The sequence below is a fragment of the Xanthomonas sontii genome (genome assembly GCF_040529055.1).
Lineage (GTDB): Bacteria > Pseudomonadota > Gammaproteobacteria > Xanthomonadales > Xanthomonadaceae > Xanthomonas_A > Xanthomonas_A sontii.
Map to the genome: position 1 here is coordinate 4,704,030 of NZ_CP132342.1, position 21,207 is coordinate 4,725,236.

Annotated in this window: 16 protein-coding genes; 7 read left to right on the top strand and 9 right to left on the bottom strand. The window is 68.9% G+C overall.

What is annotated here, in order from left to right; genetic code table 11:
• Positions 1 to 54: 54 nt before the first annotated feature.
• The 3 genes from RAB70_RS19880 (at position 55) to RAB70_RS19890 (ending at position 3,037) form a co-directional block, all read left to right on the top strand.
• The gene (locus RAB70_RS19880) at positions 55 to 1,545 is read left to right on the top strand and encodes a hypothetical protein (protein WP_225851584.1); all 1,491 of its coding nucleotides are present in this window, start codon (positions 55 to 57) and stop codon (positions 1,543 to 1,545) included.
• 299 nt (positions 1,546 to 1,844) lie between these two features.
• Positions 1,845 to 2,306, top strand: coding sequence for a cell wall hydrolase (locus tag RAB70_RS19885; protein ID WP_019797714.1), 462 nt, complete (start codon positions 1,845 to 1,847; stop codon positions 2,304 to 2,306).
• A gap of 122 nt (positions 2,307 to 2,428) precedes the next feature.
• Positions 2,429 to 3,037 (top strand): glutathione binding-like protein, encoded by a 609-nt coding sequence (locus RAB70_RS19890; protein WP_017911124.1) that lies wholly within the window; start codon positions 2,429 to 2,431, stop codon positions 3,035 to 3,037.
• 49 nt (positions 3,038 to 3,086) lie between these two features.
• Here RAB70_RS19890 and prpE read toward each other — a convergent pair whose 3' ends face one another.
• The 7 genes from prpE to RAB70_RS19925 all read right to left on the bottom strand — a co-directional run bounded on the left by prpE (position 3,087) and on the right by RAB70_RS19925 (position 12,118).
• Positions 3,087 to 4,958 carry a propionate--CoA ligase gene (gene prpE / locus RAB70_RS19895; RefSeq protein WP_148828355.1) on the bottom strand — a complete coding sequence of 624 codons (1,872 nt, stop codon included), beginning with the start codon at positions 4,956 to 4,958 and terminating at the stop codon, positions 3,087 to 3,089.
• A 916-nt stretch (positions 4,959 to 5,874) separates the two neighbouring features.
• Positions 5,875 to 8,385 (bottom strand): prolyl oligopeptidase family serine peptidase, encoded by a 2,511-nt coding sequence (locus RAB70_RS19900; RefSeq protein WP_148828353.1) that lies wholly within the window; start codon positions 8,383 to 8,385, stop codon positions 5,875 to 5,877.
• 99 nt (positions 8,386 to 8,484) lie between these two features.
• Positions 8,485 to 9,105: a glutathione transferase GstA gene (gstA, locus tag RAB70_RS19905; protein ID WP_148828352.1), complete on the bottom strand. Its 621-nt coding sequence runs from the start codon at positions 9,103 to 9,105 to the stop codon at positions 8,485 to 8,487.
• Between the two features lie 78 nt (positions 9,106 to 9,183).
• Positions 9,184 to 10,062, bottom strand: coding sequence for a LysR family transcriptional regulator (locus tag RAB70_RS19910; RefSeq protein ID WP_148828351.1), 879 nt, complete (start codon positions 10,060 to 10,062; stop codon positions 9,184 to 9,186).
• 69 nt (positions 10,063 to 10,131) lie between these two features.
• On the bottom strand, positions 10,132 to 11,118 hold the full coding sequence (locus tag RAB70_RS19915) for a malate dehydrogenase (RefSeq protein WP_026143870.1): 987 nt from the start codon (positions 11,116 to 11,118) through the stop codon (positions 10,132 to 10,134).
• 36 nt (positions 11,119 to 11,154) lie between these two features.
• Positions 11,155 to 11,532 carry a glutaredoxin family protein gene (locus tag RAB70_RS19920; RefSeq protein ID WP_148828350.1) on the bottom strand — a complete coding sequence of 126 codons (378 nt, stop codon included), beginning with the start codon at positions 11,530 to 11,532 and terminating at the stop codon, positions 11,155 to 11,157.
• A 91-nt stretch (positions 11,533 to 11,623) separates the two neighbouring features.
• Positions 11,624 to 12,118: a peptidylprolyl isomerase gene (locus RAB70_RS19925; protein ID WP_010340465.1), complete on the bottom strand. Its 495-nt coding sequence runs from the start codon at positions 12,116 to 12,118 to the stop codon at positions 11,624 to 11,626.
• Between the two features lie 199 nt (positions 12,119 to 12,317).
• Between RAB70_RS19925 and typA the strand changes: the two genes are divergently transcribed.
• Positions 12,318 to 14,147, top strand: coding sequence for a translational GTPase TypA (gene typA, locus RAB70_RS19930; RefSeq protein ID WP_010340464.1), 1,830 nt, complete (start codon positions 12,318 to 12,320; stop codon positions 14,145 to 14,147).
• A gap of 16 nt (positions 14,148 to 14,163) precedes the next feature.
• Complete coding sequence (locus tag RAB70_RS19935; protein WP_017913015.1) at positions 14,164 to 14,649, top strand: DUF2127 domain-containing protein; 486 nt, start codon at positions 14,164 to 14,166, stop codon at positions 14,647 to 14,649.
• A 161-nt stretch (positions 14,650 to 14,810) separates the two neighbouring features.
• On the opposite strand, the gene RAB70_RS19940 is transcribed toward RAB70_RS19935, so the two are convergent.
• Both RAB70_RS19940 and RAB70_RS19945 read right to left on the bottom strand, forming a co-directional pair.
• Positions 14,811 to 15,974: a mechanosensitive ion channel family protein gene (locus RAB70_RS19940; protein WP_026143871.1), complete on the bottom strand. Its 1,164-nt coding sequence runs from the start codon at positions 15,972 to 15,974 to the stop codon at positions 14,811 to 14,813.
• A 267-nt stretch (positions 15,975 to 16,241) separates the two neighbouring features.
• Complete coding sequence (locus RAB70_RS19945) at positions 16,242 to 17,636, bottom strand: class II 3-deoxy-7-phosphoheptulonate synthase (RefSeq protein ID WP_026143872.1); 1,395 nt, start codon at positions 17,634 to 17,636, stop codon at positions 16,242 to 16,244.
• 200 nt (positions 17,637 to 17,836) lie between these two features.
• Between RAB70_RS19945 and RAB70_RS19950 the strand changes: the two genes are divergently transcribed.
• Together RAB70_RS19950 and RAB70_RS19955 are read left to right on the top strand one after the other, a co-directional pair.
• Positions 17,837 to 19,978 carry a TonB-dependent receptor gene (locus tag RAB70_RS19950; protein ID WP_148828349.1) on the top strand — a complete coding sequence of 714 codons (2,142 nt, stop codon included), beginning with the start codon at positions 17,837 to 17,839 and terminating at the stop codon, positions 19,976 to 19,978.
• Between the two features lie 133 nt (positions 19,979 to 20,111).
• Entirely contained in the window at positions 20,112 to 21,095 is a 984-nt protein-coding gene (locus RAB70_RS19955; RefSeq protein WP_225851583.1) for a S9 family peptidase, read from the top strand.
• Positions 21,096 to 21,207: the final 112 nt, after the last annotated feature.

The following is a 21,207-nucleotide window of genomic DNA, read 5'->3' on the forward strand; positions in this document are numbered from 1 at the left end:
TCCTGCACGGCGCCCATGCGCCGTGCAGTCCGTCGCCCGCCTTCAGGAGTTCCCATGCGTTCCGCCCCACGTCCCCGCCATCTGCTTCTCGCGCTGCTGGTCGCCGGCGCCTGCGTGCCGCTGCTGCAACGCGCGGCCACCACCCACGGCGCGCCAACCGCAGCGCCGGCTTCCCTCGCAACACACCCGCCTGCCGATCCGGCCAGTGCGCAGACGCCGCCGTCCACTGGCGCCGATTCGATGAACGGTAGCGCCGTGCCCGGGCCACCTGCGAGTGCGGTGCTGGCCGCGGCGCAGGCGCTGCCTGCCGACTTCCAGGCCGATGTGCTGCTGCGCCTCGCCGCCTCCGACGACCTGCAAACCGATGGCGACCGTGCCGCTGCCGCGCAACGGCTGACCCAACAGGCTGTGGCACTGGCCGAGCGCGCGCAACGGCGCATGCCAGGCCTGGCCCGCGTCGGCAGCATCGACGAAGAGCACGACGACGAACTGCGCTCACCACGCACCGCTGGTCTGGATCGGCTGACGCTGCAGACACGCGCCTCACAACACGCCACGCCAGCGCAGGTTCAGGCGTTGTTCGCCGCACTGCCGACGCCTCACGCCGGCAGTTGCGATGCGGACTATCTCGACGATCCCAGCCCGACCTATGCGTTGGCCAGCGCATTGCAGCCGGCGTCACCGGCAGCGCGCGCCAGCGCAATCGCCGCACGCGTGGACGCGGCGCAACACGAAACCGACTCCGCCCCGGCGCTGAAGATGGCGCTCGCCGCGGCGCCGCTGGACACTGCGGGACAGGCACAGCTCGGCGACAGCCTGGTGCGCATGTTCGAACGCATCCGCGGCGACGACGCCGGTTTCACCGCCACCGAACTCAGCGTGGCCGGCGACATGCCGCTGGTGCTGCAACAAGTGTCCGACAGCGCCCTGCGCGAGCGCCTGCACGCCGCCTACCGCGGCTACGTCGCCGCGCATCTTGCGCAGACGCGCTGCCCTTCCAGCGTGCTCGGCAACCACTGGCTGCTGGAACAGCGCTTCGTCGCCGAGCTGCCGGCCGAGCGCATCGTGCCGGCACCGCAGCTCCCCGCGCAGTCGATCGACGCCGATGCGATCTCGCTGATCCGCCAGGCCGGCTACAACATCCGCACGCAGTTGCTGGATCCGGCTTCCGGTGCAGGCGATGCGGCGACCGAAAAAGCATCGATCGAGTTCCTCGACCAACTCGACCACGGCGTGCTGCAGCAGACCGCCGCCAGCGACGATAGCGGCCGCGTGCAGCGCGCGCGCCTGCGCGAACTGCTGCGCTATCTCGAGTACGCGCCGGCGGGCGCGGCGCGCGACCGCGGCATGCACCTGCTCGCCACGCTGCTGAGCGGCCCGTATTACGCACGCGATCACGACACCTGGTTCGGCGATCTGCGCGTGCTCGCCGATCAGGCGCAGCGTTGGCCGGATCGCGATCAACGCCTGGCGCAACTGAGCGGACACGCCGATCCGGTGGTGAAGGTGTACGCCATGCTGATGCAGCGCAAGCAGTTTCCCTGAGCCTCATGCACCGCAGTGCGGCGTTGCACAATGCCGTCGCGCGGCCAGGCGCGACGGCATCTCGACACAGCGAGATGTGAACCCTGTCAACACTCGGGATTCAGTTGCGATTCGGGAACCGGCCCCTATCGTTCGCGCCTCTTCTCGATCCGCCCATCTTGGCGGATCCGCCGGACTTCAGATTGCCGGCACCCGGGCGGCCCGTGACAGGCCGCCTCCCCATGACGCCAAGCCGCATCGCTTGCCGCGCCATCCCGGCGCAGCGCCACGACGACGGCCCATACGGAGCAAGGAGTACGATGAAACTGGCCTGGATTCTCTGGCTCTCGCAATTGTTGCCGCAACCCGCTGCCGATTCGCTTTGCCTCAGCACCACCGTGTACCTGGAAGCGCGCGACCAGACGCTGCGCGGACAACAAGCCGTCGCCGAAGTGGCGCTGCGTCGCCTGGACAGCGGCCTGTGGGGCGATTCGATGTGCCAGGTGGTCACCGCACGCAAGCAGTTCGCGCCAGGCCTGGTGAAGCCGGGCACCGAACTGAAGAACGACGACGCCTGGGCCGATGCGGTCAAGGTCGCCTTCGCCGCCGAGCGCAACTGGGCGCTGCCGCAGGGCCAGCGCAAGGAGATCGTGCCGGGCGCCAGCCACTTCGCCGCGCATGCCATCGCCAGCCCGAGTTGGCGCAATGCCTATCAAGTCGCGACCATCGGCGACCACACGTTCTATCGCGTGCAGAAGCTGCGCCCGCGCAACGCGTCCTGATCGTTCGCCACACAGGCATGTCCTGACGCAGGCGCGCGCGCCACGCATGGCGCGCCTTCATCGCCAAGCGCCCCGCGCAGCAGGTACGCTCTGCCGTCCTGACCGATGCGGAGCCGCCTGCCATGAAACTCTATTCCAAGCCCGGCGCCTGTTCGCTGGCCGATCACATCGCGCTGCGCTGGGCCGGATTGCCGTTCGAACTGAAGCTGCTGGATGCCGCGGCGATGAAGGCGCCGGCGTACCTGGCGATCAATCCGGCCGGCGCGGTGCCTGCGCTGCAGATGGACGACTGGGTGCTGACCCAGAACTCGGCGATCCTCAACTACATCGCAGATCTCGCGCCCGACGCGCACCTGGCCGGCGACGGCAGCCCGCGCAGCCGTGCCGAAGTGCAGCGCTGGCTGGCCTTCCTCAACGCCGATCTGCACCCGGCGTTTCATCCGCTGTTCGGCAGCACCCGCTATCTCGACGACGCCGCGGTGATCGCCCGCACCCAGGAGCACGCACGCGAACGCGTGCGCACGCTATACGCGCGCGTGGAGGCCGCGCTGGAACAGCAGACCTGGCTGGGCGGCGCGCGCCGTTCCATCGCCGATGCCTACCTGTTCGTCACCCTGCGCTGGGCGCGCGCGCAGCAGATCGCTCTCGGCCCCAATCTGCAACTGCATTTCGAACGCATGTCCGCCGATCCGCAGGTGCAGGCGGCGCTGCAGGCCGAAGGCCTGAGCTAAGCGATGATGCGAACGCCGGCGCGGCTGCGCCGGCGTCGCCGGTCGCACGTCAGCCGCGCAAGGCGCGGCGGATTTCCTCCAGCGCGCCGGGATCGTCCAGCGTCGACAGATCGCCCGGATCGCGCTGCTCGGCCAGCGCCTGCAGCGAGCGCCGCAACAATTTGCCCGACCGCGTCTTCGGCAAGGCCTGCACCAGATACACCTGCGCCGGGCGCGCCACCGCGCCAAGACGCTCCACCACGCACTGGCGCAGTTCCTCGATCACCGCCGCCGCATCCGGCGCGACGTGCTTCAGCGTCGCGAACACCACCGGCACCTGCCCCTTCAATTCGTCGTGCATGCCAACCACCGCGACCTCGGCCACGTCGGCGTGGCCGGCGATGGCCTCCTCGATCTCGCGCGTGCCCAGGCGATGTCCGGCCACGTTGATCACGTCGTCGGTGCGACCGAGGATGAAGGTATAGCCGTCCTCGTCGCGGATCGCCCAGTCCAGCGAGCTGTACAGCAGCGTATCGAAGTGGCTGAAGTAGCTGCGCAGGAAGCGCGCGTCGTCGTTCCACACCGTGGTCATGCAGCCCGGCGGCAACGGCGGCTCGATCACCAGCACGCCCTTGCGCCCGGCTGGCACCTCGACGCCGTGCTCGTCGACGATGCGCGTGCGATAGCCCAGATTGGGGAAACCCGGCGATCCCGGCTTGACCGGCCGCAGTTCGACGCCCGGCAACAGGGTCAGCACCGGCCAGCCGGTTTCGGTCTGCCAGTAGTTGTCGATCACCGGCTTGCCCAGCGCCTCGCCGATCCACAACGCGGTCGGCTCGTCCAGCGGCTCGCCGGCCAGGAACAGATAGCGCAGCGCGCTCAGGTCGCGCTCGCGCAGGTAGCGCGCCGGATGCTTCTTCAGCACGCGGATCGCGGTCGGCGAGGAAAACATGGTGCGCACCCGGTACTTCTCGCACAGCGCCCACCACACGCCGGGATCCGGCTGCACCGGCAGGCCTTCGTACAGCAGCGAGGTCGCGCCGACGATCAGCGGACCGTACACGTTGTACGAATGCCCCACCGCCCAGCCCACGTCGGAGGTGGAGAACATGGTCTGCCCCGGGCCGCAGTCGAACACCGTGCGCATCGACAGCGCCAGCGCCACCGCATGCCCGCCGACATCGCGCTGCACGCCCTTGGGCTTGCCGGTGGTGCCGGAGGTGTACAGCAGGTAGCTGGGCTCGTTGGATTCCAGCCACACCACCGGCACCTGCGCATCGCCGACCTCGGCGCGCAGCTCGGCATAGTCGACGTCGCGCCCGGGCACGCGCGGCTGCGCCGGATCCAGCCCGCGCGAGACGATCAGCACCGTCGGCGGCGGCGCACTGGCCTCCGCGCAGGCGGCATCGACCAGCGGCTTGTAGGGAATACGCTTGCCGCCGCGGCTGCCGGCATCGGCGGCGATCAGCAGCTTGGGCCGCGCATCGTCGATGCGCAGCGCCAGGTTATGCGCGGCGAAGCCGCCGAACACCACCGAATGCACCGCGCCGATGCGCGCGCAGGCCAGCATCGCGTACACCGCCTCGGCCATGTTCGGCATGTAGATGACCACGCGATCGCCCCGCTGCACGTCCAGCCGCTGCAGCACCGCGGCGAAGGCGTTGACCTCGCGGTACAGCTGCGCATACGTGATCTCCTGGGTCTGCCCGGTTTCGCTGGACACCGCGACGAGCGCCAGTTGCGTGGCGCGTTCGGGCAGATGCCGGTCCACCGCGTTGTGGCACAGATTGGTCAGCCCGCCGACGAACCAGCGCCGGAACGGCGGCGTGTCGTACTCCAGGATCGCCTGCGGCGGCCGCTCCCAGTGGATCGCCCTGGCCTGCTCGGCCCAGAACTCCTCGGGCCGCTCGATCGAACGTCGGTACAGCGTCGCGTAGTCCATGCCGCCCCTCCCAAGGCCGGTGCACCGGCTCCGAGCATAGTCCTTCGGCGGGGAGGGCGTCGTTCCGACCTTGGTCGAAGGATGCCGATCTATAGCTTTCCGTCGAGGCGCGCTTGAGTGATTAGCCTCTGATCTGCTCGAAGCTGCTGCCGATCCGCATCATCAGTTGCAAGACATGTTCGATACTTGTCAGAAAGTTCAGCAACCTGGCGCTGCAGCTTGTAAACAGTGACCAGCCTTGTCTCAAGGTCTTTTTGAGAGAACTTAGAACAGTCTAGGTCCAGTACAGAAGCGCCGGCGACCAATTGATTAGATTCAGCGAAGTCTATATCCCACTCGGACAGCCAATGGACCACGGCGCCTGATCGGTAGCAACCTTGAGCAGCGGCTAACCTTGTATGGGATTTCTTTGCGCGCTCAAGAAGCGGAACTAAGCCTTGGATGTCGGATCGCAGTGTGCTCTCCATGCGTCTAAGCTCCACACGGAGATCAAGAGCTTTGATTTCGCCGGTTCGGCGAAATGCCAGAATTGCAACCACTGCTCCTATAACGCCGGTCACTCCTCCTACCATGCCTGCAATTGATCCAGCATAAGCAAGCCAACTTTGCTCTGACATAGCTTAGTCTCGCAAAAACATGCGTGTAGTAGCACTACGGGTAGCAACGTTGCGCCGCAACGTGGCGTCAGCTGGATGAATCCCCGGAGACGGACCTACTTCCCCGGCACCGCAAACATCACTACCACATTCGCCGGCGCCTGCTGAAGCTGCCGACCGATTTCTCCAAGTCGGCAGCCATCTCCCGCGAATGCGCCTACGCATTCTTCACCGTGTCGACCGCACCGCATGCAGTGAGCGCCAGCAACACCGGCGCGCAGAGCAAACGCCATGTCATCGTGCGCTCCCAGGTCAGCCGACTATTGCGCCTTCGCCTTGTCCGCCGACGCCGCACGCGGCGGCGCCTGCTTCACGTAGCGATCGAACCACTCCAGCATTTCCGCCACCACGTCCTCGTTGGATTCGCGCGCGGTGTACCAGTGCGGTTCGAACGGCAGCAGCACCAGCCGTGCGGTGCCGCCGAGGCCGCGGATGGCCTGGAACATGCGCGGGGCCTGGGTGGTCTCGGTGCCGGGGTTGGCATCGTCCATGCCGTGCACCAGCAGCAGTGGTTCGTTGATCTTGTCGGCGTGGAAGAACGCCGAGGCCTGCGCGTACACCTCCGGTGCGGCCCAGAACGAGCGCCGCTCGTTCTGGAAGCCGAACGGGGTCAGGGTCTTGTTGTAGCTGCCGCTGGTGGCCACCCCGGCGCGGAACAGGTCGGTGTGCGCCAGCAGGTTGGCCGCCATCAGCGCGCCGTGGCTGTGGCCGGTGACGCCGATGCGGTCGCGGTCGACCACGCCCAGCGCCACCGCCTTGTCCACCGCCGCCTGCGCGTTCTCCACCAGCTGCTGCAGGTAAGTGTCGTAGGCGGTCTTGGGATCGCCGACGATCGGGAACGCGGCGTCGTCGATGATCGCGTAGCCGGCCAGCAGCAACAGCTGGTAGGAATGCAGGCGGGTGAAGTCGCGGTCGTTGGCGCCGCTGACCTGGCCGGCCTTGGAGGCATCGGCATAGTCCAGCGGATAGGCGTAGAGGATCGCCGGCACCCGCGTGCCTTCCTTGTAGCCCGGTGGCGTGTACAGGGTGAAGGACAGTTCCACGCCGTCCTTGCGCTTGTAGGTCACCAGCCGCTTCTTGATCTGCCGCACCACCGGGGTCGGATCGGGGAAGCGAGTCACCGGCGCCAGGGTGGAGGCGACCACCGCCTCGCCGGCTGCCGCAGCCGGCTGCGCCTGGCCCAGCGTGCGCAGGTAGACGTTCGGCGGGTCGCTCGGCGACTGCCGCCAGGTCAGCAGGCGGGTGGTGTCCTCGCCGGCGAACCCGGCGAAGGCCTCATCAACATCGGCGCCGCTGCGGAACAGACGCTGGGTCTTGCCGCTCGCCAGATCATAGCGATCCAGGAACGGCCGGTCGCCGGCCGGGGTGGCGCCCTGACCGCTCAGGAACAGTGCGCCGTTGTCCTCGCGCAGCACGTATTCGCCGTTGGCCAGGCGACGCAGCTCGGGCGTGCCGGGATCGGCGTAGAGGTCGTCGGTGGACAGGTCGAACAGCACCCGCCCGGCGCTGCCGGGGCGGTCCGCGTCCAGCAGCGTGGTGCGGCGCCAGTGGCGGTTCTCGTCGTACTCGTCCAGCAGCGCCTGCCCGCCCTGCGCGAACCAGCTCAGGCCGGCGTAGCGCTGGGTCACCTTGGCCAGTTCGCGCGGCTTGCCGGTGAACGGTGCCGACAGGGTCAGCAGCTTGTCGCGCGCCGGCACATTGGTCTTCCAGTCGCCGCCGTCCAGCGCCTCGGCCCAGACCAGGGTGGCCGGCTGGTTGGCGCGCCAGCCGTAGGCGCGCGGCCCGGTGGGCACGCCGTGTACCGGCACGCGATCGGCCACCGGCAGGTTCGCCAGCACCCGCTCGCTGCCGTCGGCCAGGTCCAGCACCGCCACGTCGTGGGCGAAGCGGCCGTAGGTGGTGACGTAGGAGTACGGACGCTGCAGGCGCTCCACGCGCACGTGGCGGCCGTCCGGCGCACCGTCGACCACCGAGTACACCGCCGGCTTGCCGACCGTGCGCAGCTTGCCGCTGGCGGCATCCACAGTGACCAGCTGCGCCGTGGCGTAGTAGGTGAACTGGGCCTCGTCCTCGGGGCTGGACAGGGTGTCGCGGGCCTCGTAGGTGCTGCTCTCGCCCTTGCCGCGGATCGCTTCCTTGACCTCCGGCCCCGGCGGTACCGCCGCCTTCACCGGCGCCGGCCCCAGGTCCTGCGGTACCGCACGCACCAGCAGCGTGTCGCTGCCGCCCAGCCACTGGATCTCGCCGCCCAGTACCGGGTTGAGCTGCACGCCGTCGATACGACGCACCGCGCCGGTGGCGACGTCGCCCAGCCACAGTTCGACGCGGTCGGCCGCGGTGTTGTTGAAGGCGAAGCGACGCCCGTCCGGCGACCACACCGGCTGCGCCGGGCAGGCGCCGGCCGGCAGGGTCACCGCGGTCTGCTTGCCGCTGGCCACGTCGACCAGGCTGAAGCCGTCCAGGCAGGCGCGGATGCCGTAGCCGTTGGACATGTCGTGGCGGGCGTGGGTGCGCGGTTCCACGCGCACCCCGGCCAGCTTCAGGTACGGCTCGGCGACGCGCGCGATCGGCGGGTAGGCCTGGCGTTCCACCAGCAACAGGGTGCGGCCGGTCGGGTCCAGCCGCGGCGACGGATTGAGCGGGGCGCGCATCACGCCCAGCAGCGGCTCGGGCGGTTGCCGATACCCGCTGTCGGCGGTGGCGGCGTGGGCGGCGACAGGCAACGCACTGGCGAGCGCCAGGGCGCCGATCCAGCGGAACGGCATGAGCATGGTCGAAATCCCCTTTCGAATGGCCCGGGCAACCTAGCACGGCCGCCGCGCTGCGGCCGAGCGCCGAAGGTCATGCCTGGCACCGCCCGCGTGCCGCGCTCAGGCCGGTTGCAGCGCCTGCTCTGCCGCCAGCGCCGCCACCACGCTGGGACGCTGCGCCATACGCGCCGCGTACGCGGCCAACGCCGGAAGCGCGTCCAGCGACAGGCCGAACCGCGGCAGCCAGCCGAGCACGGTGAACAGATAGGCATCGGCCACACCGAAGCGCTCGCCGAGCAGGTACGGCTGCGTGCGCAGCGCCGCCTCGGCATGGGCATAGCGCTGCAGCAGGCGGGCGGCGACCGCGGCGCGCCGCTCCGGCGCCAGCCCGGCATCGAACAGCGGCACGCTGCCGGCATGCAGTTCGCTGTTGATGAAGGCCAGCCACTCGTACAGGCGGTAGCGCGGCAAAGTGTCTGCGTCCGCCGGTGGCGCCAGCGCCGCCTGTGGGCAGCGATCGGCCAGATACAGCAGGATCGCCGGCCCCTCGGTCAGCACCTGGCCGTCCTCCAGTTGCAGCGCGGCCACGTAGCCTTTGGGGTTGATCGCGAGGTAATCCTCGCCCTCGTCGGTGCGCTTGCTTCGGTTGTCCACGCGCAGCAACCGGAACGGCAACTGCAGTTCGCGCAGCACGATGTGCGGCGCCAGGGAACAGGCGCCAGGAGCGGCATAGAGGAGCATCGGAACGTCTCGCAGGGGCGACGGACAGTCGGCGCGCGCAGTGTGTGCGGCACGGCGGCCTGCGGAGAAACAAGAATGTCAGGACGGATCAGTAGCGCCGCTAATGGCCTCGTCCAGGAACCGGCGCAGTTGCCGCGCAGCCGGCGCCGCGTGTGCAGCAGCGACCAGGGCGAAGCGGCGCTGCAGCCGCGGCTGCAAGGGCAGCACCTGCACGCCGTCGCGCTCGGCCGGCAGCACCGATGCCGGCAGCAGGCTGGCGCCCGCGCCGTCGCGCACCAGCGCCCAGGCGCTGGACCAGTCGCGCACCTGCAGGCGCAGGTCGGCGATCGCCAGCCCGGCGCGTTCGGCCAGGCGTTGCGCGTGCAGCCAGCAACCGCCGGTGGCCAGCACGAACGGCAGCGCCAGCAGTTCCGCCAGGGCGATGTCGCGCGCCCGCGGACGCGCCAGCGCCGGCGGCAGCACCGCCAGCCACTCGTCCATGCCGAACACCATGGCGTCGCGCTCCGGCGCCGGATCCAGCACCACGCCCAGGTCGACCGTCCCGGCGGCCAGCCAGGCCTCGACCTCCTCGTCGCTGCCTTCCAGCCAGACCACACCCGTGTCCGGATGCGCCCGCTCGAACGCGCGCAGGCGCGGCGCCAGCCACGGCCGCGACGAGGCGAAGCCTGCCACCCGCAGCGAGGCCGCACCCGCTGCGCGCTGCGCCCTGGCCAGGGCCTGGATCTGCCCCAGCTCGGCCAGCATCACCCGTGCATGCGCCAGCGCCCGCACGCCGAACGGGGTCGGCCGGACCCGCCCGCGCTCGCGCAGCAGCAGCGCTGCGCCGAGCACGTGTTCCATCTGCGCGATGGCCTGGCTGGCGCCGGACTGGGTGATGCCGCAGCGCGCGGCAGCGGCGCTGATGCTGCCGCACTCGACGACGGCGACGTACAGCCGCCAGTGGATCAGATTCATCATGTCGGACTCCCACAACGCGAAACGCCGGGCGGGGCCCGGCGTTCCGTGACGACGCGATCGCGTTGGCGATCAGCCCAGCAGGTGGGCCACGCCGCTGCGCTCTTCTTCCAGCTCGGCCAGGGTCTTGTCGACGTACTTCTGGCTGAAGTCGTCGATCGGCAGATCCTTGACGATGGTGTAGGCGCCGTTCTCGGTGGTGACCGGGAACCCGAAGATCACGCCTTCCGGGATGCCGTAGGAGCCATCGGACGGCACGCCCATCGTCACCCACTTGCCGTTGCTGCCCAGCACCCAGTCGCGCACGTGGTCGATGGCGGCGTTGGCGGCCGAGGCGGCCGAGGACAGGCCGCGCGCTTCGATGATCGCCGCGCCGCGCTTGCCCACGGTCGGGATGAAGGTGCCGGCATTCCATTCCTGGTCGTTGATCGCCTCGGCGATGGAGGCGCCGTCGGCGGTGGCGAAGCGGTAGTCCGGGTACATGGTCGGGCTGTGGTTGCCCCACACCACCAGCTTCTCGATGCCGCCGACCGGCTTGCCGAGCTTGAGCGAGAGCTGGCTCAGCGCGCGGTTGTGGTCCAGGCGCAGCATGGCGGTGAAGTTCTTCGGGTTCAGGTCCGGCGCCGACTTCATGGCGATGTAGGCGTTGGTGTTGGCCGGGTTGCCGACCACCAGCACCTTGACGTCGCGCTTGGCCACCTTGTTCAGCGCCGCGCCCTGCGCGGTGAAGATCTTGGCGTTCTCCAGCAACAGGTCCTTGCGCTCCATGCCCGGGCCGCGCGGACGCGCGCCGACCAGCAGGGCGATGTCGGCGTCCTTGAACGCCACTTCGGCGTCGTCGGTGCCGACCATGCCGGCCAGCAGCGGGAACGCGCAGTCTTCCAGCTCCATCATCACGCCCTTCAGCGCGGCCTGGGCCTTCTCCATCGGCAGTTCCAGCAACTGCAGGATCACCGGCTGGTCCTTGCCGAGCATTTCGCCTGAGGCGATGCGGAACAGCAGGGCATAACCGATCTGGCCGGCGGCGCCGGTCACGGCAACACGAACGGGTGCTTTCATGGGGGATTCCTCTGCTAAGAAAGTGGGTGGGGTGGATCAGTAGACGCGATAGCCCAGCGGCTGCAGGTGCAGGTCCAGGGCGGTGGTGTCGTAGCCTTCGACCACATGCTGGCCGATCACGGTGATCGGCACGCCTTCCAGGCCCAGCGCGGCGGCGGCCTGGCGGCCGGCCTCCTGCTCCACGTCCAGGACCGTGTAGCGGACCTGGGCGCGGGCGAAATCGGCCTGTTGCCGGCGGCAGTAGCCGCACCAGTCGGCGGCGAGCATGACGATGCCGGCCTCGCCGGTCAGCAACCGCGGGTCGCCGGCGGCCAGTGCGACCGACGGTGTCGAGGCCGCACTGCGCCACCACGCGTGCACGCCGCCGCCGATCACGAGCAGCAGCAGGCACAACACAAGGGGGCGCATCGTCATCGGCGGTCGGGTGCGGCAATCAATCGGGAAAATGGTAGCACGCAGGTTCCGCGCGCCCGGCCGCAGGACCGGTCGCGCGGACAGCGCCGGATCAGGCGTCGAGGGTGCGGTTCCACTCGGCGACGCGGTCGGCCTTGGCCGCCAGCACCGCATCGGCGTCGCCTTCGATGGTGATCTTGTTGATCACGTCGCCCTGGGCGACGCTGTCGACCACGTCCAGGCCCTCGAGCACCTTGCCGAACACGGTGTGCTTGCCGTCCAGCCACGGGGTGGCGGTGTGGGTGATGAAGAACTGGCTGCCGTTGGTGCTGGGGCCGGCGTTGGCCATGGACAGCACGCCGCGCTCATGGCGCACGCCGTTGTTGGTCTCGTCCTCGAAGCGGTAGCCCGGGCCGCCGCGGCCGGAGCCTTCCGGGCAACCGCCCTGGATCATGAAGTCGGCGATCACGCGGTGGAAGTTCAGCCCGTCGTAGAAGCCGCGCTTGGCCAGGTTCACGAAATTGGCCACGGTCAGCGGGGCCTTGTCGGGATACAGCTCGATCTTGATCGGGCCGCGGGCGGTGTCGAAATGGGCGATCAGGGACATGGGATTCCTTGGAAACGGGGGCGTCATGAGGGGCGCATAGGATACACGTCGCTTCGTTCAGGCTTTGCCCGCGCCCGCCGCCGGCGCCTGAATGCCCCCGCCCGGCCCACCGCCGCCGGCCGCCGGCAGGCGTCACGGGATCCGGGTATACTAGGTGGCTTCCTTTCCTTCCTTCTGGCGCCGGCTGGCCCCCTTTCGCATGTCCATCGAAAATCTTCGCAATATCGCCATCGTCGCCCACGTCGACCACGGCAAGACCACCCTCGTCGACTGCCTGCTGAAGCAGTCCGGCACCCTGTCCGAGCGCACGGTGCTGGCCGAGCGCGTGATGGACAGCAACGACCAGGAAAAGGAACGCGGCATCACCATCCTGGCCAAGAACACCGCCATCACCTGGCAGGGCAACCGCATCAACATCGTCGACACCCCCGGACACGCCGACTTCGGCGGCGAGGTGGAGCGCGTGCTGTCGATGGTGGACACCGTGCTGATCCTGGTCGACGCGATGGACGGCCCGATGCCGCAGACACGCTTCGTGACCCAGAAGGCGTTCGCGATGGGCTTCAAGCCGATCGTGGTGGTCAACAAGATCGACCGCCCGGGCGCGCGTCCGGACTGGGTGATCGACCAGGTGTTCGACCTGTTCGACAAGCTCGGCGCCACCAACGAGCAGCTCGACTTCCCGATCGTCTACACCTCGGCGCTGAACGGCTACGCCTCGCTGGACGACAGCGTGCGCGACGGCGACATGACCCCGCTGTACGAAGCGATCATGCAGCACGCGCCGAAGCCGGACGTGGACCCGGACGGCCCGTTCCAGATGCGCATCAGCCAGCTGGACTACAACAACTTCGTCGGCGTGATCGGCATCGGCCGCATCCAGCGCGGCGTGCTGAAGAAGAACATGCCGGTGGCGGTGATCGACCGCGAAGGCAAGAAGCGCCAGGGCAAGGTGCTGCAGGTGCTGGGCTTCCTGGGCCTGGAGCGCATCGAGCAGGACAGCGCGCAGGCCGGCGACATCGTCGCCATCTCCGGCATCCAGGAACTGACCATCTCCGACACCGTGTGCGCGCTGGAAGCCCCCGAGGCGCTGCCGCCGCTGACCGTGGACGAGCCGACCATCTCGATGACCTTCCAGGTCAACAACTCGCCGTTCGCCGGCAACAAGGACCTGTCCGGCGGCAAGTTCCTGACCAGCCGCCAGCTCAAGGACCGGCTGGAGCGCGAGACCGTGCACAACGTGGCGCTGAAGGTGCAGCAGCTGGAAGACGCCGACAAGTTCCTGGTCTCCGGCCGCGGCGAACTGCACCTGTCGGTGCTGATCGAGAACATGCGCCGCGAGGGCTTCGAACTGGCCGTGTCGCGCCCGGAAGTCATCATCAAGGAGATCGACGGGCAGCTGATGGAGCCGGTCGAGCAGCTGGTGGTGGACATCGAGGAGCAGCACCAGGGCGGCGTCATGGAGAAGCTGGGCATCCGCAAGGGCCAGCTGAAGAACATGGAGCCGGACGGCAAGGGCCGCGTGCGCCTGGACTACATGATCCCGGCGCGTGGCCTGATCGGCTTCCAGAACGAGTTCCGCACCCTGACCCAGGGTTCGGGCCTGCTGTTCCACGTGTTCGACCACTACGGCCCGAAGGAACAGGGCGCCATCGCCAAGCGCCAGAACGGCGTGATGATCGCCAATGCGCCGGGCGCCACCCCCGCCTACGCGCTGGGCCCGCTGGAAGAGCGCGGCCGCCTGTTTGCCGCCGAAGGCGACAACGTGTATGAAGGACAGCTGGTCGGCATCCACTCCAAGGACAACGACCTGACCGTCAACGCGATCAAGACCAAGCCGCTGACCAACATGCGCGCCTCGGGCAAGGACGATGCGATCAAGCTGACTCCGGCGATCAAGTACACGCTGGAGCAGGCGCTGGACTTCATCGAGGACGACGAACTGGTCGAAGTCACCCCGAAGGAGATCCGCTTGCGCAAGAAGCACCTGACCGAAAACGAGCGCAAGCGCGCCGGTCGCGCGGGCTAAGGGATAGCGCACGCCCATGGCCGCCGACAAGGCGTACAACCCGGATCCGCACGCGCATCCGGGTCTGCACCTGATCGCACTGCTGGAGGCCGGCAAGGGCCTGCTCGCGGTGCTGGCGGCCACGGGGCTGGAACTGATGGGCCCGGCCCCGCTGCGCGCGGGGGTGGACAAGCTGATCGTGCGTTTCAGCCTGGACCCGGACCACGGCGCCCTGCCCTCGCTGCTGACCATGATCAACCCCGGCGCGGTGCACCTGGCCGCCGCCGGCATGCTCGCCTACGGCGTGCTGCACATCATCGAGGCCTGGGGCCTGTGGCGCGCCAAGGCCTGGGCCTCGCTGCTGGGCTGCATCTCCGCGGCGATCTACCTGCCCTTCGACGTCTACGCGATCGTGCGCCACCCAGGCTGGGCGTCGTGGGCGGTGCTGGCGATCAATCTCGCCGTGGTCGGCATCCTCGCCCGCGATTTGGTGCGGCGGCGCCGGCATCCTCCGGCAGCCTAGCCGCACCCCGCGCCGCGGCGGTGCCGGCTTTCTTCAAGCGATAAGCGCCTGCCAGTCACCGGTGGGCGCATTCGCGTTCCTGGCATTCGGCGGGCACCGCTGGCGGTCGCGCAGAGAATCCGTCCCACGCAGTATGACCATGCGGCAAGACCGCTCAGCGATCAGCGAGACGCGCGCGCCTCGCCCGCTGTCGCATTCACTGCCGGCGCCCCATCCTCGGCACCGGGCGAACGCATCGCCTCCGAATCGCTGGCGCGCACCGGTGGGTGCGACAGCCGCACGGGCTCCGGCGCCACTTCCGCGCGCAGCAGCGGCAACGCGTAGGCATGCTCGCGCACCAGGAAATCCAGCATGCGTTCGCGCACGATGCAACGCAGGTCGAAGGCATCGCCGGAGTTGCGCGCACTGACCAGCAGGCGCACCTGGATCGTGCGCTCGCTAGTGTCGGTCACCTGGGTCACGCAGACCCGTCCGTCCCACAGCGGCTCGCTCTTGCAGATCCGCTCCAGCTCGGCGCGCACCTGTGCGATCGGCGTGCGGTAGTCCAGCCACAGGAATGCGGTGCCGAGCAGGTCGGCGCTGTTGCGCGTCCAGTTCTGGAACGGGTTCTCGATGAACCAGGTCAGCGGCACCACCATGCGCCGCTCGTCCCAGATCCGCACCACCACGTAGGAACTGCCGATCTCCTCGATGCGGCCCCACTCGCCTTCGACGATGACCACGTCGTCGAGCCGGATCGGCTGGGTCAGCGCGATCTGCAGGCCGGCGATCAGATTGCCGAACACCGGCTTGGCGGCGATACCGGCGACCAGGCCGATGATGCCGGCCGAGGCCAGCAAGGTGGTGCCGATCTGCCGCACCGCCGGGAAGGTCAGCAGCACGATCGAGGTGCCCACCAGGATGATCGTGCCCATCGCCACCCGCGCCAGCACGCGGGTCTGGGTCTGCACGCGGCGTGCGGTGAGGTTGTCCGCCACCTCGATCGGATGGCTGCGCAGGATCGCCGTTTCCAGCGCCGCCACGCCGCGCACCAGCAGCCAGGTCACGCAGCCGATCATGCCGATGTGCAGCAGGTGCTGCAGGTCGGTCAGCGCCTTCTCGTCCAGCGGCGTGGATTCGAGCGCGAAGCTGAGCATCAGCATCGGCAGCAGGAAGGCGACCGGCACGCTGATCACGCGCACGATGCGCGCACGCCGGTAGTCGCGGCCGCGCATGCGCTGGGCGATGCGCAACAGCAGCCACCAGGCCAGGAAACCGAGAATCAGTGCGGCGCCGATCGGCAGCGTATAGGCACGCCAGGGCACCCAATGAAGATCGAGGGTCAAGATGCGCTCCTTTGTCGGGGGGAGGAGTCGCGACAGTCTGGCAGTGGAGGGATTAGCGCGATGTCGAGCACGCGCAGCGGCGCCGAGCGACGGCAGCCGCATGGCATACAGGCGCGCGTGCAAACGCTTCCGAAAAGCGGCGCATGCCGCTGGCGACGCGAAGCCGATGCGCGGCATCGCACGCAGCGATGCCGCAGCCCTCGGGCCACGGCACGACAAGGCGCCGCACGTGCGGCAGCGGCACGCGCGGCGGACTACACCAACCGACTACGCCAGCGGCGTGGCGACGTTGCGTCCGTTCTGCTTGCGCACGATCGCCATCGCGATCTCCAGCGACTGCTCGTAGTTCAGGCGCGGGTCGACGCTGGAACGGTAGGCCCGCTCCAGGTCGCGCTCGGTGAGTTCGCGCGCGCCGCCGGTGCACTCGGTGACGTCCTCGCCGGTCAGTTCCAGATGCACGCCGCCCAGGCGGGTGCCGGCCGCGGCGTGGATGTCGAACGACTGCTCCACCTCGCCCAGGACGTTCTGGTAGCGCCGGGTCTTGTAGCCGTTGCTGGTGCTTTCGGTGTTGCCGTGCATCGCATCGCACACCCACAGCACTCGGCGGCCGTCGCGCTTCACCGCATCCAGCAGCGGCGGCAGCTTCTCGGCGATCTGCGCCGCGCCCATGCGGTGGATGAAGGTCAGCCGGCCCGGCTCGTCTTCCGGATTGAGCACGTCGATCAGGCGCAGCAACTGGTCCGGCTGCGCCGACGGCCCGACCTTGATCGCGATCGGATTGCGGATGCCGCGAAAGTACTCCACATGCGCGCCGTCCAGCGCCGCGGTGCGCATGCCGATCCACGGATAGTGCGTGCTGAGGTTGAACCAGCCCCACTGCCGCGGGACCTCTCGGGTCAGCGCTTCCTCGTAGGGCAGCAGCAAGGCCTCGTGCGAGGTGTAGAAATCGACGCGATTGAGGTTGTACAGCTGCGCGCCGGACAGGGTCTCCATGAAGCGCACCGCATCGCCGATCGAGGCCACCATCTTCTGGTAGTCCTCGGCCAGCGGCGAGCAGCCGACCCAGCTCAGGTTCCAGTACTCGGGATGGTGCAGGTCGGCGAAGCCGCCGTCGATCAGCGCGCGCACGAAGTTCATGGTCATCGCCGAACGCGAGTGCGCGGTGATCATGCGCCGCGGGTCCGGCACCCGCGCCTGCGCGGTGAACTCCGGGCCATTGACCACGTCGCCGCGGTAGCTGGGCAGGGTCACGCCGTCGCGGGTCTCGGTATCGGCCGAGCGCGGCTTGGCGTACTGCCCGGCGTAGCGACCGACCCGCACCACCGGCAGGCGCAGGCCGTGCACCAGCACCAGGCTCATCTGCAGCAGCACCTTGAGCCGGTTGGAGATGGTGCCGGATTCGCAATCGCTGAAGTTCTCCGCGCAATCCCCGCCCTGCAGCAGGAAGCGCTTGCCTTCCTGCGCCTCGGCCAGCTGCTTCTTCAGCGCGAAGATCTCCCAGGAGGTCACCAGCGGCGGCAACTGCCGCAGTTCCGTCAGCGCGGTCTCCAGCGCCTGCGGGTCCGGATACACCGGCATCTGCAGCGCCGGCCTGTCACGCCAACTGGCAGGTGACCAGGACGACGAGGCGGATGCGGACACGGCGGCGGCGGACAGATTCATGAAAGGACTCCTTGGCAGTGTGCGATGTTCGCAGAGCCGGGGCGCGCCGCATAGCGCCGCACGCCGGTCACGCTGGCAGCGCCAGGACATGAACGGCAAGCAACATCGCGACGCCACCATGACTTCCGGCCTACGCCGGCGTTTTTGCGAAAGCACACTGTTATTAAGTAACAATTCCTTTCCATTCGGTCCACCTCGCCATGACACGTCGCCCCCTCTCCTCCGCCATCGCCCTGATGCTCCTGGTCGCCCCCGGCCTCGCCCTCGCCGCAGATGCGGCCGCCGACAGCACCGCTGCCGCCGAGCCGACCGTCGATCTCGATCCGGTCACCGTCACCGCCAAGCTGGAAGCCGCGCGCAACGCGCTGTCGCCGGACATCGGCAGCAGCCAGTACGCGATCAGCGCCGAGGACATCGCGCGCCTGCCGCTGGGCGCTTCCACCCCGCTCAACCAGGTGCTGCTGCAGGCGCCGGGCGTGGTCCAGGATTCCTATGGCGGCATCCATGTGCGCGGCGACCACGCCAACCTGCAGTACCGCATCAATGGCGTGATGATCCCCGAATCCATCTCCGGCTTCGGCCAGACCCTGGATCCGCGCACGATCAAGAACATCCGCCTGCTCGACGGCGCGCTGCCGGCGCAGTTCGGCGACCGCACCGCGGCGGTGGTCGACATCACCACCAAGAACGGCGTGGAACTGGGCAACGGCGGCAGCATCGGCATCACCGGCGGCTCCTACGGCACGCTCAACCCCAACGCCTCGTGGTGGGGCAGCGACGGCCGCTTCAGCTGGTTCGCCAGCGGCAACTACCTGCAGAACCGCATCGGCATGGAGAACCCCACCGACAGCGACAACCCGATCCACGACAAGACCCACCAGGGCAAGGGCTTCGCCGACCTCAGCTACCTGCTGAACGAGAACACCCGGCTCAGCCTGCTGGTCGGCTACGCCAACAACCGCTTCCAGATCCCCAACAACCCGGGGCAGACGCCGGCCTTCACCTACCAGGGCACCAGCACCTTCGATTCCTCTCAGCTCGACGAGAACCAGCGCGAGAACACCCGCTTCGGCACCCTGGTGCTGCAGGGCGCGCTCGGCGACACCAGCTACCAGCTGTCGGCCGGCCAGCGCTACAGCAGCGTCGCGTTCTCCCCGGACATCGCCGGCGACCTGATCTTCAACGGCATCGCCTCGCAGGTGCAGCGCGCCAACCGTGCCAGCACCCTGCAGGCCGACTTCTCCACGCCGTGGGGCAGCACCCACACCTTGCGCTATGGCGTGTACGGCAACTTCGAGCACGCCAACGCCAGCAACAACGCCTATGTGTTCCCGGCCAACGACGACGGCAGCCAGAGCAGCGACGTGCCGCTGTTCATCCCCGACGCCAGCCGCTTCCACGCCAGCACCTACGCGGTCTACCTGCAGGACGAATGGCAGCCGAGCGACGCCTGGACCATCAACTACGGCGTGCGCGGCGACCGCTACAAGGCGTTCGGCACCACCGAGGGCCAGCTCAGCCCACGCCTGGGCGTGGTCTGGCACGCCAGCGACAGCACCACCCTGCACGCCGGCTATGCGCGCTACTTCACCCCGCCGGCCACCGAGCTGATCTCCACCAGCGACATCGCCCTGTACGACGGCACCACCAACCAGCAGTCGGCGGCGGGTGGCCCGACCAAGCCGCTGAGCGAGCGCAGCGACTACTACGACCTGGGCATCTCGCAGATGGTCGGCGACCACCTGACCCTGGGCCTGGACACCTACTACCGCAAGGCCGATCGCCTGCAGGACGAAGGCCAGTTCGGCGCCGCCTACGTCTACTCCACCTTCAACTACCGCTACGGCCGCATCCGCGGCGCCGAGTTCAGCGCCGACTACAGCAACGGCCCGATCAACGCCTACTTCAACGCGGCCTACAGCAAGGCCATGGGCAAGCGGGTGATGACCAGCCTGTACAACTTCGACCCGGACGCGCTGGCCTACGCCTACGACCACTGGATCCACCTGGACCACGACCAGAAGCTGACCTCCTCCGGCGGCATCAACTACGCCCTGGCCGACGACAGCCGCATCGGCGCCGACTACCTTTTCGGCAGCGGCCTGCGCACCGACGCCGACGGCGTGCCCAATGGCGGCGAGCTGCCGGCGTACTTCCAGCTCAACCTCAGCGCCGGCCACGACTTCGCCCTGGCCAGCAGCCACCCGCTGCACGCACAGCTGGCCGTGCTCAACGTGCTCGACCGCCACTACCAGTTGCGCGACGGCGGCGGCATCGGTGTGTTCGCGCCGCAATGGGCGCCGCGCCGCGGCGTCTACCTGAGCCTGCAGCAGGACTTCTGAGCCAGCCACGGCGACGGCCTGCGGCGTGCCACCCGGCACGCCGCAGGCCGCGCGTTCAGCCGCAGGTGACGGGTCCGGCGACACGCCGTGGTCCGTCCGGCACTACAGTGGCACCATGTGCCGCGTCGTGGCCATGGCGTCGCCCCGCCCGAGAGAGGCGCCCCACAGCGGCATCCCCGCGCCCGGACCGCCACGACGCGTTGCCACGCATCCGTCCAGGCAGGTGCCATCCATGCGTCGACATCTGTTCGCCGCCGCCCTCGCGGCCGCCATCCTCACCCTCGCCGCACCGCCGCCGGCGCACGCCGAACGCGTCACCGACTTCCGAATGCCGGTGGTCGTGCAAGGCGTCGACTACGATCTCGCCGCGCGCGTGTATCGACCGACAGGCCCCGGCCCGTTCCCGCTGATCGTCATCCATCACGGCACACCGGCGGACAAGCGCAAGCTCGCCGACACCCGGCTTGGTTTCGCCCGCGCCGCGCGCTGGTTCGCCGCCCGCGGCGACATGGTGGTGCTGGCCTTACGGCCTGGCTACGGCAGTTCCAGCGGTAGCTATTTGGAAGGCGCGGGCAACTGTCACGACGTCGATTTCGTCGTCGCCGGGCACAAAATCGCGGCGGCCGAGGCGGCGATCGTCGACGCCGCCGCACGCCTGCCCGGCGCGGACCCGCAACGCATCGTCGTGGTCGGCCAGTCCGCCGGCGGCCTCGGCGCGGTGGCGCTGGCCGATGCGCCGCCACCCGGCGTGCGTGGCGTGATCAGCTTCGCCGGCGGGCGCGGCAGCAACGGCAAGGAGGTCATCTGCGCCGGCGAGGACCGCCTGGTCGAGGCGGAGAAAACCCTGGGCGCGGCGAATATGCTGCCACAGCTATGGCTGTACGCCGAGAACGATCACTTCTTCCGGCGCGACCTGGCGCACCGCATGTACTCCGCCTACCGCGCGGGCTCGACCCCGCCGGTGACCTTCGTCGACCTGCCGCCGTTCGGCGACGATGGCCACAAGACCTTCGCCCAGGCCGACCCGTCGGTCTGGGCCAGGCCGGTGGCGGCATTCCTCGCTCAGGTGGTTCCGCAGGCCGACGGAGCGCGGGCGCCGGCCAGCGCGTCGCGCTGACCGACAGCCCGGCACTGCACAAACACCGGGGGCGCCGAACGGACAGGATGGGCAACGTCGGTGCGCGTCAGCGGCATACGTCAGCGCTGCCCGCGACGGCCGCAGCAGCGCC

Excerpts from the sequence above, each read along its gene's own strand:
- RAB70_RS19880 (WP_225851584.1), top strand. The coding sequence starts at position 55 with ATGCGTTCCGCCCCACGTCCCCGCCATCTGCTTCTCGCGCTGCTGGTC.
- RAB70_RS19885 (WP_019797714.1), top strand. The coding sequence starts at position 1,845 with ATGAAACTGGCCTGGATTCTCTGGCTCTCGCAATTGTTGCCGCAACCC.
- RAB70_RS19890 (WP_017911124.1), top strand. The coding sequence starts at position 2,429 with ATGAAACTCTATTCCAAGCCCGGCGCCTGTTCGCTGGCCGATCACATC.
- prpE (WP_148828355.1), bottom strand. The coding sequence starts at position 4,958 with ATGGACTACGCGACGCTGTACCGACGTTCGATCGAGCGGCCCGAGGAG.
- RAB70_RS19900 (WP_148828353.1), bottom strand. The coding sequence starts at position 8,385 with ATGCTCATGCCGTTCCGCTGGATCGGCGCCCTGGCGCTCGCCAGTGCG.
- gstA (WP_148828352.1), bottom strand. The coding sequence starts at position 9,105 with ATGCTCCTCTATGCCGCTCCTGGCGCCTGTTCCCTGGCGCCGCACATC.
- RAB70_RS19910 (WP_148828351.1), bottom strand. The coding sequence starts at position 10,062 with ATGATGAATCTGATCCACTGGCGGCTGTACGTCGCCGTCGTCGAGTGC.
- RAB70_RS19915 (WP_026143870.1), bottom strand. The coding sequence starts at position 11,118 with ATGAAAGCACCCGTTCGTGTTGCCGTGACCGGCGCCGCCGGCCAGATC.
- RAB70_RS19920 (WP_148828350.1), bottom strand. The coding sequence starts at position 11,532 with ATGACGATGCGCCCCCTTGTGTTGTGCCTGCTGCTGCTCGTGATCGGC.
- RAB70_RS19925 (WP_010340465.1), bottom strand. The coding sequence starts at position 12,118 with ATGTCCCTGATCGCCCATTTCGACACCGCCCGCGGCCCGATCAAGATC.
- typA (WP_010340464.1), top strand. The coding sequence starts at position 12,318 with ATGTCCATCGAAAATCTTCGCAATATCGCCATCGTCGCCCACGTCGAC.
- RAB70_RS19935 (WP_017913015.1), top strand. The coding sequence starts at position 14,164 with ATGGCCGCCGACAAGGCGTACAACCCGGATCCGCACGCGCATCCGGGT.
- RAB70_RS19945 (WP_026143872.1), bottom strand. The coding sequence starts at position 17,636 with ATGAATCTGTCCGCCGCCGCCGTGTCCGCATCCGCCTCGTCGTCCTGG.
- RAB70_RS19950 (WP_148828349.1), top strand. The coding sequence starts at position 17,837 with ATGACACGTCGCCCCCTCTCCTCCGCCATCGCCCTGATGCTCCTGGTC.
- RAB70_RS19955 (WP_225851583.1), top strand. The coding sequence starts at position 20,112 with ATGGCGTCGCCCCGCCCGAGAGAGGCGCCCCACAGCGGCATCCCCGCG.